The organism is Bordetella sp. 15P40C-2, assembly GCF_009763235.1.
Classification (GTDB): domain Bacteria; phylum Pseudomonadota; class Gammaproteobacteria; order Burkholderiales; family Burkholderiaceae_B; genus Bordetella_A.
Window position 1 is genome coordinate 292,187 of record NZ_WSJA01000014.1, and the last position, 14,099, is coordinate 306,285.

Consider the following 14,099-nt stretch of genomic DNA (forward strand, 5'->3'; position numbering starts at 1 on the left):
CGCCGGACACCCTCAAGCAACGGCTTCGCCAGCGGCTCGCTGTATGCCCAGCCAAGCCTCACGGATCAAGCCGGGGTCGTCGGAAGACAGCCGCGCCGCATCCGAGAGCATGCGCCGCCAGCGGCGTGCGCCGGATTGGGCGCTGAATAGCCCCAGCAGCGGGCGCGTCATCACCCGCAGCGGCACGCCGCGCGCCACTTGCTGCGCGGTATATCCCACCATGGCTTCCACCACCTCGGCATCCGTGGCGATGGCATCCTCCGGCCACAGTCTGGCCGACACCTCGGTCAGCACCCGGGGCGTATGCCATGCGGCACGGCCCAACATGACGCCATGAAAATCCGCCAAGGCCGCCACCGATTGGTCGGCATCGGCGATGCCCCCGTTCAGCACAAAGATCGCATCCGGGAAATCGGCCATCAACTGGCGCGCCACGTCGTAGCGCAGTGGCGGAATCTCGCGATTATCCTTGGGCGACAGCCCCTTGAGCACGGCGTTGCGCGCATGGACAATGAATACGCGGCAGCCCACGTCGTATTGCGCGCCCACAAAATCGCGCACGAAGGCATAGGACTCGTCATAGTCCAACCCCAGCCGATGCTTGACGGTAACCGGGACACTCACGGCGTCCTGCATCGCTTTGACGCAATCCGCGACCAAGGCCGGTTCGGCCATCAAGCAAGCGCCAAAGGCGCCCTGCTGAACACGCTCTGACGGGCAACCGCAATTCAGATTGATCTCGTCATAGCCCCATTGTTCGCCCAGCTTCGCCGCGCGCGCCAGCGCCGCCGGCTCGCTGCCGCCGAGCTGCAAGGCGACGGGATGCTCGGACGGGTCAAAATCCAGGTGCCGATCGAGCTTGCCGTGCGTCAGTGCGCCGGTCGTGATCATCTCGGTGTACAGACGCGCCCGGGGCGCCAAGAGCCGGTGAAAAAAACGGCAATGGCGATCGGTGACATCAATCATCGGGGCGACGCATAGCCGCCAGTCGGAGGGCTTCAACATACCTAAACACGCAAGGGAATCACGTATTTTACGGTGTATCCCTGTTTTGCTCGGGCGGTTCGCTCTTGGCATCCGATTACGTAGACTAAAATTGCTGCGCCCCTTTCGGCCGGCATCACCGTTATCCTGCCGCCGTCTAACCTGACTCGCTGACCCATGGCCGTTTTCACCCCTGTTTCCGATACCGACGCCCGCACGCTATTGACGCAATTCGATCTGGGCGACCTGGTGTCGCTGCGCGGCATCACCGCCGGCATCGAAAATACCAATTATTTTCTGATGACCACGCGCGGCGAGTATGTGTTGACGATTTTCGAAGTCCTCACACAGGCACAACTGCCTTTCTACATCGAGCTGATGCACCATCTGGCATCGCGCGGCGTGCCGGTGCCGCAGCCGCAGACATTGCGCGATGGCAGCCGGTTAACGACGCTGCATGGCAAACCGTGCGCCATCGTGACCCGTTTGCCCGGTGGATACGAGCCCGCGCCAAGTGCTGCGCACTGTGGGCTGACGGGTGCGACGCTGGCCCGCGCGCACTTGGCTGCGCAAGATTTTCCCCTCCATCAGCCTAACCTGCGCGGTCTGGCCTGGTGGGTCGAGACCGCGCCCAAGGTGCTGCCTTTCCTTGATCCCACGCAAACGCAGCTGCTCAATGATGAGCTGGCGGCGCAGCAGCGCGCCGCGCAAGACCCGGCATGGCAGACGTTGCCGTCCGGGCCTGCCCATTGCGACCTGTTTCGCGACAACGTGCTGTTCGCGGGCACGTTCGACGATCCGCTCATGGGCGGGTTCATCGACTTTTATTTTGCCGGCTGCGATACCTGGCTCTTTGATGTGGCGGTCAGCGTTAACGACTGGTGCATTGAACGGGAGACCGGCCTGTTCATTCCTGAACTCGTCCAGGCATGGCTGGCGGCATATGCCGAAGTGCGTCCGTTCACGGACGCCGAACGGCAAGCATGGCCCACGATGCTGCGCGCCGCCGCGCTGCGGTTCTGGCTGTCGCGGCTGTACGACTACTACCTGCCGCGCCCGGCTCAGACGCTAAAACCCCATGACCCGCGACATTTCGAACGCGTGTTGCAGGCGCGCCACCGCGCGGCCTTGCCCGAGTTGCCCTGAGCGAGACGAGACTTATGCAAGCAGCATCCTTACCCGCATCTTATGGCTGGCAATGGGTTCGCGACGGCTTCGGTCTGTTCAAAAAGCAGCCCCTGGCCGTGTTCACCTGGGCGCTGTTCATCAGCCTGCTGGTGATGTTTGCGACGTTCACCCCGCCCGTCGGCCCGCTGCTGTTCGTGGCGCTGATGCCGATCATCACCGTCATGACGCTGGCGGCATGCAGACACATCGAAGCCGGCCGTACGATGCTGCCATCGATGTGGCCGCAACCCTTGACGCGGCCGGGCCTTCTGAAAAAACTGCTGGTGATGGGTGCGCTCTATGCCGGCCTGAGCATCACGGCCGGGCTGGTGACCTTCCTGCCCTTTTCGAGCGAATTGACCGAAGGCCTGCGCGTTGCCTCCATGGAAAAGGATTTAACGCCCTTCCTGGAGGCCATGCGCGTGCCGGTGATTCTATTCGCCGTCGCCTACCTCGTGATTGCCGCGCTGTTCTGGCATACCCCGATTCTGGTCGCCTGGCATGGACTGCGCTTGCCGCAGGCGTTGTTCTATTCGGGCGTGGCCTGCTGGCGCAACAAACTGCCGTTTCTGGTCTACGGCGCGACGTGGGTGCTGGTGTTTCTGTTCATCGATCTGTGCGCCGGGGTGCTGGTCAGTATCGGCCTGTCGCCCGAGCTGGCGGGGACCTTGCAGATCCCGTTCAACATCGCAGCCGGTGGCGTCCTGTACTGCAGTTTCTATCCCGCCTATACAACGGTGTTCGATATTCAGGACCCGCTCGCGCAGTCGGACCAGCGGCCAGATCAGCCCGCTCAACCGGGAAGTTGAACTCCCCGGTCATTTACAGACGCGGGCACGGTGTGCCCGCGCAGGCAATGCAGTCACGCGTTAGTAGGTGGGTGCGCCCGTGAAGTTCAGGAAGCGCGTGCTCGAACCCTGGAAAGTCAAACGCACCGTACCAATCGGGCCGTTACGCTGTTTGCCGATAATGATTTCGGCCGTGCCCTTGTCTGGCGAATCGGGGTTGTACACCTCGTCGCGATAGATAAACAGGATCAAGTCGGCATCCTGTTCGATAGCACCCGATTCGCGCAGATCGCTCATCACCGGCCGCTTGTTCGGCCGCTGTTCCAGACTGCGGTTAAGCTGCGACAACGCAATCAACGGGCAATTCAGTTCTTTGGCCAGGCCTTTCAGCGACCGGCTGATCTCCGAAATCTCGGTTGCGCGGTTTTCGCCGCCGCCATTACCCGCCATCAGCTGCATATAGTCGATGATGATGAGGCCGAGCTGGCCGCATTGCCGGGCCAGGCGTCGGGCGCGGGCGCGTACTTCCATGGCGCTCAATGCCGGCGTCTCGTCGATATACACCTGCGCATCCTGCATCAACTGCACCGCGTGCGTGACGCGCGGCCAATCGTCGGCGACGAGCTTACCCGTACGCATGCGGTGCTGATCCAGCATCCCGACCGAGCCCAGCATACGCATGGCCAGCTGCACCGCGCCCATTTCCATCGAGAACACGGCCACGGGCAGACCCTGCTCGATGGCCACGTGTTCGCCGATGTTCATCGAGAACGAGGTTTTACCCATCGAGGGACGACCGGCCACGATGACCAGATCGCCCGGCTGCAGACCCGAGGTCATCTTGTCCAGGTCCACAAATCCCGTCGGCACGCCCGTCACATCCGAATCGGAATCACGGTGATATAGCTCGTCGATACGCTCGACCACCTGGGTCAGCAGCGGCTGAATTTCTTGGAAACCGGCCGAGCCCTTCTCGCCCTCCTGGGCGATCTTGAACACCTTGGATTCCGCCTCGTCCAGCAACTGGCGGGCTTCCTTGCCTTGCGGGTTGAACGCGGCGGCCGAGATCTCGTCGGCAATCGAGACCAGTTTGCGCAGCATTGAGCGCTCGCGCACGATTTCGGCGTAGCGACGAATATTCGCGGCCGACGGGGTGTTGTGCGCCAGCGCATTCAGATACGCCAGACCGCCGGTATCCTCGGCCTTGCCGGCGCTGACGAGCGACTCGTTTACCGTGATGACGTCCGCCGGACGCGCCAGCCCGATCAGACGCGCGATATGGTGCCAAATCAGCCGGTGATCGTGCCGATAGAAGTCTTGTTCGTCCAGCACATCGGCGATACGGTCCCAGGTCGTATTGTCCAGCAGCAGACCGCCCAGAACCGACTGCTCGGCCTCGACTGAGTGGGGCGGAACGCGGAGATATTCCAGTTGGGGATCAGCGGGTGTATTCAATGACATGGAGAAAGCCAAATATCAGCAAGCAGTGAGCGGTCGTGCCGCGCGCAGACGCATTCGGGATAAGAACGAGGGAACAGAACAGGACAGCAGCACTGCGACAAACAGTGTCAATGATAAGTCAGTTAGAACCCAATGCGCTTGGCAAAAGGCCTTAGGGACGGCCGGAAGATTACAACAGCGCGCGCAGCGTATCGGCGACGCGAAAGAAACCTTGAATATCACGTCCGCGCAATCGGCCGCCTATCGGGCGTAGCACCGACGCCGAGCCGCAGACGATCCGCGCCAACCGCCGCAGACGCGCGCGCACCTGCGGTGCCGGCCGCGCCTCGAAATAGGCATTCAGCATCAGCTCGCCCAGCCCTACGGGGTCCGGATCGTCGAGCTTGCGCAGACCCATCAGCGAAGAAATCATTTGGTAGAGGTCATACGCCTGCGCCATCGGCAACGACAGCGCTTCGCCGATGTTTTCCTCGAAATCGATGCGCCAGAATTGCCCGTCGCGCAGCGTCACATTCCGGATCTGTGCGCCGCCGTGACAGTGCCCTTGGTCATGAAACTGCGCCAGATCGATGGCAATCCCGCGTGCCCATTCGCGCCGCTTTTCGACGAAAGCGGCACGCATCAGGTCGGCCATATCGTCGCCAACGTGTTCCAGCACGAGCAAGCCGGGCCCTTCTGCCCAGACGTTCGGCACCCGGCAACCGGCTTCGGATAAGCGACGCAGACGTTGACCTTCGTACGTCAACCCATTGCGCAACAGCACCGACGGGCGCGGGAACTCGCCCAGGAACATCAGGCTGCCCAGAGCGAGCCCGAAAGCACGCAGATACCGCAGCCCATAGCTCAATCCACGTAGCAAACCGGGTCGTCTACGCTTGACGACACAGCGCACGCCATCGATGGTCACCTCGCGTACGGAGGGTTCCTTGGAGGCGTCCACGGTGTCGAGCCAGGCCTGCAGGCCCGGTGGCGCGTCATGGTGGGTTGGCAACGACGTAGAGGGCATTTGTCGAAATCCGCGCGCTCAAGAAAAAAGCCGGCACCTGCGCCGGCTTTTTCTTGGGCTAACCGCGAGGTCTTAGGCCATTTCGCCTTCGACGACCACGTTCACGTCCACGACCACGTCCGGGTGCAGCGCGACTTGGATCGGGAACTCGCCGACGGCCTTCAACGGACCGTTGGGCAGACGGATCTGCGATTTTTCAACAGCGTCGAAATCGGCTTTGCGCAGAGCTTCAGCGATGTCGGCGTTGGTCACGGAACCGAACAGACGGCCGTCAACACCCGCTTTTTGCGAGATCTTGAGCTGGTAGCCGTTCAGACGGGCGCCCAGCGCTTCAGCAGCGGCGAGCTTCTCGGCCTGGACTTTTTCCAGTTCGGCACGGCGGGCTTCGAATTCCTTCAGAGCGGCGTCGGTAGCACGACGGGCCTTTTTCTGAGGGATCAGGAAGTTACGAGCGTAACCATCGCGCACACGGACGATTTCGCCCAGGTTGCCGAGGTTCAGGACTTTTTCGAGCAGGATGACTTGCATTTCAGTAACCCCGGATTAGTTGTGGTTGTCGGTGTAAGGCAACAGAGCCAGGAAACGGGCACGCTTGATAGCGGTGTCCAGTTGACGCTGGTAGTGAGCCTTGGTGCCGGTCAAACGGGCCGGGATGATCTTGCCGTTTTCTTGCACGAAGTCGCGCAGGGTGTCCAGATCCTTGTAATCGATCTCTTCGACGCCGGCGGCGGTGAAGCGGCAGAACTTACGACGCTTGAACAGCGGGTTCTGCTGCGTGAATTTACGTTTTTCTTTGCGTTTTCCGAAGAAAGCCATGATGTGCCTCTTAGTCTATCTGGGCCGGGGTGTTCTACACCGGTCCGTAATCTGGTGTCTGTTCCGACGTCTCTGCTATGCCACCAACGGGTCCTGCCCTGCACTGCCGGAAACTCGACGGGCCCGCTGCAAATGCAGCTTGACCTTTACCGAGTCCTTGCGCGCCGCAGCCAAAAAGCCTTGGACTTGCAATTCGGTCCCCAAGGGGGTACCGGCCAACAGTTGCGCCAAATCGCCTAGGGCCACCGCCGTAATCGTCAGCTCGACGCGGCGCGGATGGCCGGCTTCGATGACTTCCGATTCGTGGGCCAGCAGCATTTCCAGCGCTGGCACGCCGGCGGGAGTGTGGCGCAAAGGCTCGCATTCGAGAACGCGGGCACTGAGTTCCAGGGTATTCATCCGCCAGGTCGTGGTGATAACAGCAGTGTTATCGGGTTATTGAGCTTGAGCAGGCGCCGCAGCTTCGGCGCTGGCCTTGCGGGCCTCTTCGCGCTCGACCGACTTCATCATGATCGAGGGAGCGGTCTGGGCTTTCTTGGTCTTGATGACCAGGTGGCGCAGAACGGCGTCGTTGTAGCGGAACGAGTGCTCGAGCTCATCCAGCGTGGCTTGGCCGCACTCGATGTTCATGCAAACGTAATGAGCCTTGACGAGCTTCTGGATGGGGTAAGCCAGTTGGCGACGGCCCCAGTCTTCCAGGCGGTGCACGGTGCCGCTCTGACCGGTCACGAGCGAGGTGTAACGCTCGACCATGGCGGGCACTTGCTCGCTTTGGTCCGGATGGACGATGAACACTACTTCGTAGTGACGCATAGGTAAAACTCCTTGAGGATGTCTTGGTGGTCGCCCGCGCCAAAATCCGCGCAAAGCACCCGCCAAGGGACAGCCCGCCACCCGAAATATCCGGGCAATCGAGCAAGAAAGCCTTCGATTATCGCCGATTTACGCGCATCACGCAATAGGTAGCGCGCCGTTACGCCGCGAGCGTCAAGCTACGCCCGGCATCAACCGCGATAATCTGGCGGGCAAGTGCCCGCCGGAACATCAGCCTTCTACGACAGCGTAGGCCGAATGGTTGTGAATCGATTCGAAATTCTCGGCTTCGACGCGGTAACGCGACACACCCGGGAACGCCGCCACACGGGCAGCCACGTCGCGCACCAAGTCCTCGACGAATTTGGGATTGTCGTAGGCGCGCTCGGTCACGAATTTCTCGTCCGGGCGCTTCAACAGGCCCCACAGTTCGCAGGAACCTTCGTCCTCGACGAGACGAATGATGCGGTCCATCTCGACATCGGCGTTGAGGACGGCCGACACGGTGACGTGCGAGCGCTGGTTATGCGCGCCGTACTCGGAAATCGCCTTGGAACACGGGCACAGGCTCGTGACCGGCACCTGTACGACCAGCTCGAACTCGACCTCATCACCCGCCGCGCGGGCTACCCATTGGACTTCGTAGTCCAGCAAGCTCTGCACGCCGGAAACCGGGGCAGATTTGTTGACGAAATACGGGAATGCCGCCGTGATGTCGCCACGCTCCGCGTGCAAAAGCGGCAGCATGTCGCGCGCCATGGTGGCGAACAACGCCGGCGTCATGGGCACAGTGCGGTATTTTTCCAACAATGCCACGAAACGCGACATGTGCGTGCCCTTTTCCTCGGCCGGCAAGGCCACGGTGAGGGTCCAGTTTGCCACGGTGGGCTGCGGGCCAGCGGCCGTCGCAACCAGCATGGGATGACGCACCCCACGAATGCCTACACGCTGAATCGGGATGTGCCGCGTATCCGCCGAACTCTGGACATCAGGCATCACCAGGGCGGAATCAATCGGAGAGTTCATAAGTTCCTGTCAGGGCGAGGGAAGTCGGTTCCGCCCCGAAATATGTCAATTGCGCAATTATCGCCCAAAAGGCCGGGCAGACCCAGCATAACCCTCTTATCAGTAGGTCAGCGAAGCCGCCCGATCGCCATTATTCGACCTGGGCCTGTCCCAAGGAGTTCCCCGAATCGTCGCCAAACCGGGCGCGTATGGATTGCTCGATGCCTGCCGCGTCCAGCCCCACACCCGCCAGCAAGACGGCCTGATCGCCATGATCGATGAATCGATCGGGCAAACCCAGTTGCAGAACAGGAATGGTGACACCCGCTTCGTTGAGCAGCTCCGTCACAGCACTGCCGGCGCCGCCCATGATAGAGCCCTCTTCGATCGTCACGAGCGCATCGTGACGCGCAGCCAGATCCAGCACGAGTTCGCGGTCGATGGGTTTGACAAAACGCATGTCAGCGACAGTCGCATCCAGCGCTTCGGCCGCTGCCAAGGCCGCTTGTACCAGCGTGCCAAACCCTAGAATCGCAATGCGCTTGCCCTCGCGGCGCAAAACGCCTTTACCGAGCGGCACAGTCGGCAGATCGGTAGCGATCGTCGCGCCACAGCCCGAGCCGCGCGGATAACGCACTGACGCCGGACCCGGATATTCATAGCAGGTAGACAGCAACAACCGCGCTTCGTTTTCGTCGGATGGCGCGGCGACGACCATGTTGGGAATACAACGCAGATAGGCGATGTCGTAATTGCCGGCATGCGTTGCCCCGTCGGCGCCGACCAGACCCGCGCGATCGAGCGCGAAGGTTACATCCAGGTTTTGCAGCGCGACATCGTGGACCAGCTGGTCGTAGCCACGTTGCAGGAAAGTCGAATAGATGGCCACGACGGGTTTTTGCCCCTCGCAGGCCAGACCCGCGGCGAACGTCACCGCGTGTTGCTCGGCGATGCCCACATCGAAATAACGCTTGGGGAAGCGTTGTTCGAATTCCACCAGGCCACTGCCTTCGCGCATGGCGGGGGTAATGCCCACCAGGCGTTCGTCTTTCTCGGCCATGTCGCAAAGCCAGTCGCCAAAGACCTGGGTGAATGTCTTGCGGGTCGCGGCCTTGCCCTTCACGATCCCGACCGACGGATCGAATTTGCCGGGGCCGTGATACAGCACCGGGTCGGCTTCGGCGAGCTTGTAGCCCTGGCCCTTGCGGGTGACCACATGCACAAACTGCAGGCCGCCCAGCGCTTTCAGGTTTTGCAAAGTCGGAATCAACGCATCGAGGTCATGACCGTCGATGGGACCGACATAGTTAAAGCCCAACTCCTCGAACATCGTCGCGGGTGTAACCATCCCCTTGGCATGGCCCTCGAAGCGACGCGCCAATTCGAGCACGGGGGGCACGTGTTGCAAGACGGCCCGGCCGACGTTCTTGGCGGCGGCATAAAAGCGCCCGGACATCAGCCGCGCGAGATAACGATTCAATGCGCCCACGGGAGGTGAGATCGACATATCGTTGTCGTTCAACACCACGAGCAAGTTGACGTCAGGCGTCACGCCCGCGTTGTTCATGGCCTCGAACGCCATCCCGGCGGACATCGCGCCGTCACCGATCACGGCGATATGCTGGCGATCGATACCAGCGTTGCGCGAGGCGACCGCCATGCCCAAAGCGGCGGAAATCGAGGTCGACGAGTGCGCCGTACCGAACGCGTCGTATTCGGATTCGCTACGCTTCGGAAAACCCGAGAGACCGCCGGCTTGACGCAAGCTCGCCATGGCGGCGCGCCGGCCCGTCAGGATCTTGTGCGGATACGATTGATGACCCACGTCCCATACGATGCGGTCGTGCGGCGTATCGAATACACGGTGCAAGGCCAGCGTGAGCTCGATGGTACCCAGATTCGACGACAAATGGCCGCCCGTCTTGGATACTGATTCCAGCACGAAGCCGCGCAGCTCCTGCGCCAGGACTTTCAAGTCACGGCGGTCAAGCTGGCGCAAATCGGCCGGGCTGTGGATACGGTCCAGAATGTCTGTCGTCATGCTCGGTATTAGCGATCTCTGAGTACGATGTAATCGGCCAGTCGGGCCAACATCGAGGCGCTGTCTCCCAGCGGGAGCAATGCCGCGTGCGCGGCGGTGCGCAATTCTTCGGCCAGGGCACGGGCGTCATCCAGCCCCAATAAAGACACGTACGTGGGCTTGTTGCCCGCGGCGTCCTTGCCCGCGGTCTTACCGAGATCGGCAGTGTCGGCGGTCACATCGAGAATATCATCAACAACTTGGAACGCCAGGCCAATCGCCGCGGCGTAGTCGTCCAGCGCAGCGCGCGTGGCCGAGCTGGCGCCCGAGACGATACCGCCCAGCGCCACGCTGCAGGCCAGCATCGCGCCGGTTTTCATGGTGTGCATGGTTTGCAGCTCGTCGCGCGAGAGCGTGTGTCCAACGCTATGCAGGTCGATCGCCTGCCCGCCCGCCATGCCCAAACTGCCGGCAGCTTGCGCCAGGGCGCGCGAGGCCTGGACGACCAAAGCGGGCGCGATCGGCATTTCGGCCAGCAGTTCGAAGGCGAGCGGCTGTAAGGCGTCGCCGGCCAGCATGGCGGTGGCTTCGTCAAACTGCACATGGGCCGTGGGCCGGCCGCGCCGCAGCACATCATCGTCCATGCAAGGTAAGTCGTCATGGACGAGCGAATACGCATGAATCAGCTCAACGGCCGCGGCCGCGCGGTCCAGCGAGGCGGTGACCGCGACCGTATTGCCGCTGATCTGACACGCCTGCCCCGCCGCATATACCAGTGCCGCGCGCACGCGCTTGCCGCCGCCTAGCACCGCGTAGCGCATCGCTTCGTGCAAACGGGCCGGCGGCGTGTCTACGCTGGGCAGGTACTCGTCAAGTACCGATTCGACGTGCTGCGCTCTACCCTGCAGCCAGTCGGTAAACGCGAGATGTTGTTGGGTCATTGCGGTTTATTCTTCATCCAGCGCGTGGGGGTCTAAAGGACGCAGCAGACCGCCTTCGAGGACTTTCACCTGTTGCTCTGCTTGCGTCAGACGCTCCTGACAAATGCGCGTGAGTTCCACGCCCCGGCGATAAGCCGCCAGCGACTGCTCGAGCGGCAAGGAACCGCCTTCCATGGCAGCCACCAGCGTTTCAAGCTCAGCCAGCGCCGTCTCGAAATCTTGCGGCAAAGGGCGATCGTCTTGAGGGGAATCGGTGTGCGGGGAAATGGCCAAGCGGAACTCCGAACGCGGAAAAAAGTCGTCTAAGGGTGAATTGTACGAGATCACGAAGCTCGACCGCCTGGGCACGCGGGTTTCGAAATCATGGTGGGCGCGGCGGGGCCTATATCACCAGGGCATCCAGATTCCTGTCGAGCCGTCCCATAACGCGCCGCCGTATCGCAACTAGCGTGCCCAGGCCTCGCCAGATGAGGATTTTGTTTGCGTTTGCATTCGCCGGTTAACGCCTGGAAACATCGTCGGGCACGAGCACTGCTATGGTAATCGCATGCATAGAACCGGAAATGACGCCCTCTTGCCAGCGGCACCGACCTCAACCACATTGTCGGTGAACGATAAGCTGGCGCGCCTGGACGCCGCGCGGTGGATCGCCGCCTTGGCGGTTGTGCTGTTGCATTGCGCCGCGCAAGCGGTCTCGGACCCCGACGCCTATGCCAGTGGCGATTGGGTGGCCGCCAACCTCTATGACTCGGCGGCGCGTTGGTGCGTGCCGGTGTTTGTCATGGTGAGCGGCGCGCTGATGCTGGACAACCGCAAGCCGCTGGATCCGCAGACCTTTTATCTACGCCGCGCTGCGCGTATCTGCGCGCCGCTGGTCTTTTGGACGCTGTTTTATCTGGCGTGGCGCTCCCTGCTGGGATGGCTCGATGACGGCCAAATCGACATTTCGTTCTGGCCGACCAAGATCGCTCAAGGCGAGCCGTACTATCACCTGTGGTATCTGTACATGATCATGGGGCTGTATCTAATCACCCCGCTCGTACGCACGCTCTATCATCGTGGGACGAAGAACGCCCGGGCGTGGTATCTCGCGGGGCTCTTCGGAATCGCCGTCCTGGACGCCCTGTATCGGCAGATGATGGACACAGGACATGGTTTTTTCTTGACCTGGTTCGTGCCTTACCTGGGTTATTTCATCGCGGGGCGCATGATGTTCGACGGCGAGCTGCGCGTTCCGAGCCCCGGATGGGTGCTGGCGGGCGCCGTCACCGCCACGGCAGCCGGTGTGTACTGGTTGTCGGATCATGTCGGGCTTAATTTCTATTTCTATGACTATTTCAGCCTGACCGTGTTGGCGATGTCGCTGGCGGCCTTCCAATGCATCATGACGATGACGAGGCTGCCCGCGCTCTCGATGCTGGCGCCGCTGACGTTCGGGATCTATCTGATTCATCCCGTGTTTTTGGATATCGCTCAGCGTACGAGCGCCCAGACAAGCGTGCATGCCGCCTGGAGCTTGCCGGTGCAGGCGTTCAGCGTGTTCGCTTTATCTGCCGCGGCATGCTGGCTGCTGCGACAACACCCAACTACGCGTAAGCTGGTGTAGATGGCCCCACATATTGGCATAGGCTGGTATCCCCGCTCTTTATCGTTTAAACGAGATTCCTGCCGATGTTTTCCCTTGCAGAGGCCGAATAGGGTAAACTCCAGGGTTTGATCGGCCGGACCGATTTTTCTTCGCGCCAGCACGGTAACCCTACCCGTCCTGGCTTTTTTATCCGAGCGGAGGGAATCATGACCGACATTGGTCGGATGGCGCATGTAATGCCGGCTCGCACCCAGCTGCCCGTCAGCGCGTATTTTGACGAAGCCCGCTTCCAGCGCGAGCAAGAACTCATTTTCAGTCAATCCTCGTTATACGTCGGCCACCAGAAATTGGTGCCCGAGGTCGGCGATTGGCGCACGTTGCCCCAAGAGAACGGAGGGCGCGTTCTGGTTCGCAATCAGAATGGCGTCGAGCTCATCTCAAATGTTTGCCGTCACCGCCAGGCTTTGATGCTGGGCGGCGAGGCAGGTAATGTCACGGGCCACTGCAATACGCACGGCAATCTGAAGAGCACGGGAGGCAATATTGTCTGCCCCCTGCACCGTTGGACGTACAACAACCAAGGCGAGTTGTTGGGCGCGCCTCAGTTCGAGCAAACACCCTGCATGAATTTGCAGAAATATCGTTTGCGCGACTGCCACGGTCTGCTGTTTGAAGGCCCGCGCGACGCTGCAGCGGATATGGCGCCTTTGTTTGCGCGTCCAGAGTTCGATTTCGGTGACTACGTGCTGGATCACGTCGAGATTCACCAGTGCAATTACAACTGGAAGACCTTTATCGAGGTCTATCTCGAGGATTATCACGTCGGGCCGTTCCATCCCGGGCTTGGTCGGTTTGTCACCTGCGACGATCTAAGCTGGGAATTCGGCGACTGGTACAGCCTGCAACGCGTGGGCGTACACAAAGCGCTGGCTCAACCGGGCTCGGATGTGTACAAGCAATGGCACGATCGCCTGCTGGATTTCCGTGGCGGCGATGCGCCGGATTTTGGCGCGGTGTGGGTGACGTATTTCCCAACGCACATGATCGAGCTCTATCCGCACGTGCTGGTCTTGTCCACGCTCTATCCCAAGAGCCCGCAAGAAACCGTGAACGTGGTCGAGTTCTACTATCCCGAGGAAATCGCCGCGTTCGAGCGTGAGTTCGTTGAAGCGCAACGCGCGGCCTACATGGAAACCGCAGTCGAAGACGACGAGATCGCGGAACGCATGGATGCCGGTCGCAAGGCCCTGATGCTGCGCGGCGTGAATGAAGCCGGGCCGTATCAGTCGCCCATGGAAGATGGCATGCAGCATTTCCATGAGTGGTATCGGCGGGTCATGCAGGAAACGCAGCCTTGATACGTGTGTACCAGTGAGGGTTTGTGCAAAAGGGCGTCTCGGAAGAGACGCCTCAGGCTGTTGATAAACCCCTGGTTTTTGCCGGGGGTTTGTTTTTGAAGGACCGCTCAGGCGCGGCGGCGCCGCGTGTGGAAATTGGAGTCCAGATGGGT

General features: G+C 61.2%; 15 protein-coding genes. 4 read left to right on the top strand and 11 right to left on the bottom strand.

Annotation, left to right across the window (positions count from 1 at the left end; all coding sequences use genetic code 11):
• Positions 1-12 precede the first annotated feature (12 nt).
• Positions 13-1,002, bottom strand: a complete 990-nt coding sequence (dusA, locus tag GOQ25_RS06905) for a tRNA dihydrouridine(20/20a) synthase DusA (protein WP_255448222.1) — start codon at positions 1,000-1,002, stop codon at positions 13-15.
• Positions 1,003-1,161: 159 nt separating this feature from the next.
• Between dusA and GOQ25_RS06910 the strand changes: the two genes are divergently transcribed.
• On the top strand, positions 1,162-2,130 hold the full coding sequence (locus GOQ25_RS06910; RefSeq protein ID WP_160349716.1) for a homoserine kinase: 969 nt from the start codon (positions 1,162-1,164) through the stop codon (positions 2,128-2,130).
• Positions 2,131-2,144: 14 nt separating this feature from the next.
• Positions 2,145-2,960 (top strand): BPSS1780 family membrane protein, encoded by an 816-nt coding sequence (locus tag GOQ25_RS06915; RefSeq protein ID WP_160349717.1) that lies wholly within the window; start codon positions 2,145-2,147, stop codon positions 2,958-2,960.
• A 60-nt stretch (positions 2,961-3,020) separates the two neighbouring features.
• Here GOQ25_RS06915 and GOQ25_RS06920 read toward each other — a convergent pair whose 3' ends face one another.
• From GOQ25_RS06920 to GOQ25_RS06965, 10 genes are all read right to left on the bottom strand, one after another.
• On the bottom strand, positions 3,021-4,394 hold the full coding sequence (locus GOQ25_RS06920; protein WP_160349743.1) for a replicative DNA helicase: 1,374 nt from the start codon (positions 4,392-4,394) through the stop codon (positions 3,021-3,023).
• 175 nt (positions 4,395-4,569) lie between these two features.
• Positions 4,570-5,406: a hypothetical protein gene (locus GOQ25_RS06925; RefSeq protein WP_160349718.1), complete on the bottom strand. Its 837-nt coding sequence runs from the start codon at positions 5,404-5,406 to the stop codon at positions 4,570-4,572.
• Between the two features lie 72 nt (positions 5,407-5,478).
• Entirely contained in the window at positions 5,479-5,934 is a 456-nt protein-coding gene (gene rplI / locus GOQ25_RS06930; protein WP_160349719.1) for a 50S ribosomal protein L9, read from the bottom strand.
• Between the two features lie 15 nt (positions 5,935-5,949).
• Positions 5,950-6,222, bottom strand: coding sequence for a 30S ribosomal protein S18 (rpsR, locus tag GOQ25_RS06935; RefSeq protein ID WP_012249960.1), 273 nt, complete (start codon positions 6,220-6,222; stop codon positions 5,950-5,952).
• 75 nt (positions 6,223-6,297) lie between these two features.
• Complete coding sequence (gene priB / locus GOQ25_RS06940) at positions 6,298-6,621, bottom strand: primosomal replication protein N (RefSeq protein ID WP_160349720.1); 324 nt, start codon at positions 6,619-6,621, stop codon at positions 6,298-6,300.
• Positions 6,622-6,657: 36 nt separating this feature from the next.
• Complete coding sequence (gene rpsF / locus GOQ25_RS06945) at positions 6,658-7,035, bottom strand: 30S ribosomal protein S6 (RefSeq protein ID WP_160349721.1); 378 nt, start codon at positions 7,033-7,035, stop codon at positions 6,658-6,660.
• Positions 7,036-7,266: 231 nt separating this feature from the next.
• Positions 7,267-8,061 carry a GTP cyclohydrolase FolE2 gene (folE2, locus tag GOQ25_RS06950; RefSeq protein WP_160349722.1) on the bottom strand — a complete coding sequence of 265 codons (795 nt, stop codon included), beginning with the start codon at positions 8,059-8,061 and terminating at the stop codon, positions 7,267-7,269.
• Between the two features lie 130 nt (positions 8,062-8,191).
• On the bottom strand, positions 8,192-10,081 hold the full coding sequence (gene dxs / locus GOQ25_RS06955; RefSeq protein WP_160349723.1) for a 1-deoxy-D-xylulose-5-phosphate synthase: 1,890 nt from the start codon (positions 10,079-10,081) through the stop codon (positions 8,192-8,194).
• An 8-nt stretch (positions 10,082-10,089) separates the two neighbouring features.
• Positions 10,090-11,001 carry a polyprenyl synthetase family protein gene (locus GOQ25_RS06960; protein ID WP_160349724.1) on the bottom strand — a complete coding sequence of 304 codons (912 nt, stop codon included), beginning with the start codon at positions 10,999-11,001 and terminating at the stop codon, positions 10,090-10,092.
• 6 nt (positions 11,002-11,007) lie between these two features.
• Entirely contained in the window at positions 11,008-11,274 is a 267-nt protein-coding gene (locus GOQ25_RS06965; protein WP_160349725.1) for an exodeoxyribonuclease VII small subunit, read from the bottom strand.
• A gap of 274 nt (positions 11,275-11,548) precedes the next feature.
• Between GOQ25_RS06965 and GOQ25_RS06970 the strand changes: the two genes are divergently transcribed.
• Positions 11,549-12,607 (top strand): acyltransferase, encoded by a 1,059-nt coding sequence (locus GOQ25_RS06970; protein ID WP_160349726.1) that lies wholly within the window; start codon positions 11,549-11,551, stop codon positions 12,605-12,607.
• A 188-nt stretch (positions 12,608-12,795) separates the two neighbouring features.
• Positions 12,796-13,947 carry an aromatic ring-hydroxylating dioxygenase subunit alpha gene (locus GOQ25_RS06975; RefSeq protein ID WP_160349727.1) on the top strand — a complete coding sequence of 384 codons (1,152 nt, stop codon included), beginning with the start codon at positions 12,796-12,798 and terminating at the stop codon, positions 13,945-13,947.
• The last annotated feature ends 152 nt before the right edge of the window (positions 13,948-14,099 follow it).

Excerpts from the sequence above, each read along its gene's own strand:
- GOQ25_RS06910 (WP_160349716.1), top strand. The coding sequence starts at position 1,162 with ATGGCCGTTTTCACCCCTGTTTCCGATACCGACGCCCGCACGCTATTG.
- GOQ25_RS06915 (WP_160349717.1), top strand. The coding sequence starts at position 2,145 with ATGCAAGCAGCATCCTTACCCGCATCTTATGGCTGGCAATGGGTTCGC.
- GOQ25_RS06925 (WP_160349718.1), bottom strand. The coding sequence starts at position 5,406 with ATGCCCTCTACGTCGTTGCCAACCCACCATGACGCGCCACCGGGCCTG.
- rplI (WP_160349719.1), bottom strand. The coding sequence starts at position 5,934 with ATGCAAGTCATCCTGCTCGAAAAAGTCCTGAACCTCGGCAACCTGGGC.
- rpsR (WP_012249960.1), bottom strand. The coding sequence starts at position 6,222 with ATGGCTTTCTTCGGAAAACGCAAAGAAAAACGTAAATTCACGCAGCAG.
- priB (WP_160349720.1), bottom strand. The coding sequence starts at position 6,621 with ATGAATACCCTGGAACTCAGTGCCCGCGTTCTCGAATGCGAGCCTTTG.
- rpsF (WP_160349721.1), bottom strand. The coding sequence starts at position 7,035 with ATGCGTCACTACGAAGTAGTGTTCATCGTCCATCCGGACCAAAGCGAG.
- folE2 (WP_160349722.1), bottom strand. The coding sequence starts at position 8,061 with ATGAACTCTCCGATTGATTCCGCCCTGGTGATGCCTGATGTCCAGAGT.
- dxs (WP_160349723.1), bottom strand. The coding sequence starts at position 10,081 with ATGACGACAGACATTCTGGACCGTATCCACAGCCCGGCCGATTTGCGC.
- GOQ25_RS06960 (WP_160349724.1), bottom strand. The coding sequence starts at position 11,001 with ATGACCCAACAACATCTCGCGTTTACCGACTGGCTGCAGGGTAGAGCG.
- GOQ25_RS06970 (WP_160349726.1), top strand. The coding sequence starts at position 11,549 with ATGCATAGAACCGGAAATGACGCCCTCTTGCCAGCGGCACCGACCTCA.
- GOQ25_RS06975 (WP_160349727.1), top strand. The coding sequence starts at position 12,796 with ATGACCGACATTGGTCGGATGGCGCATGTAATGCCGGCTCGCACCCAG.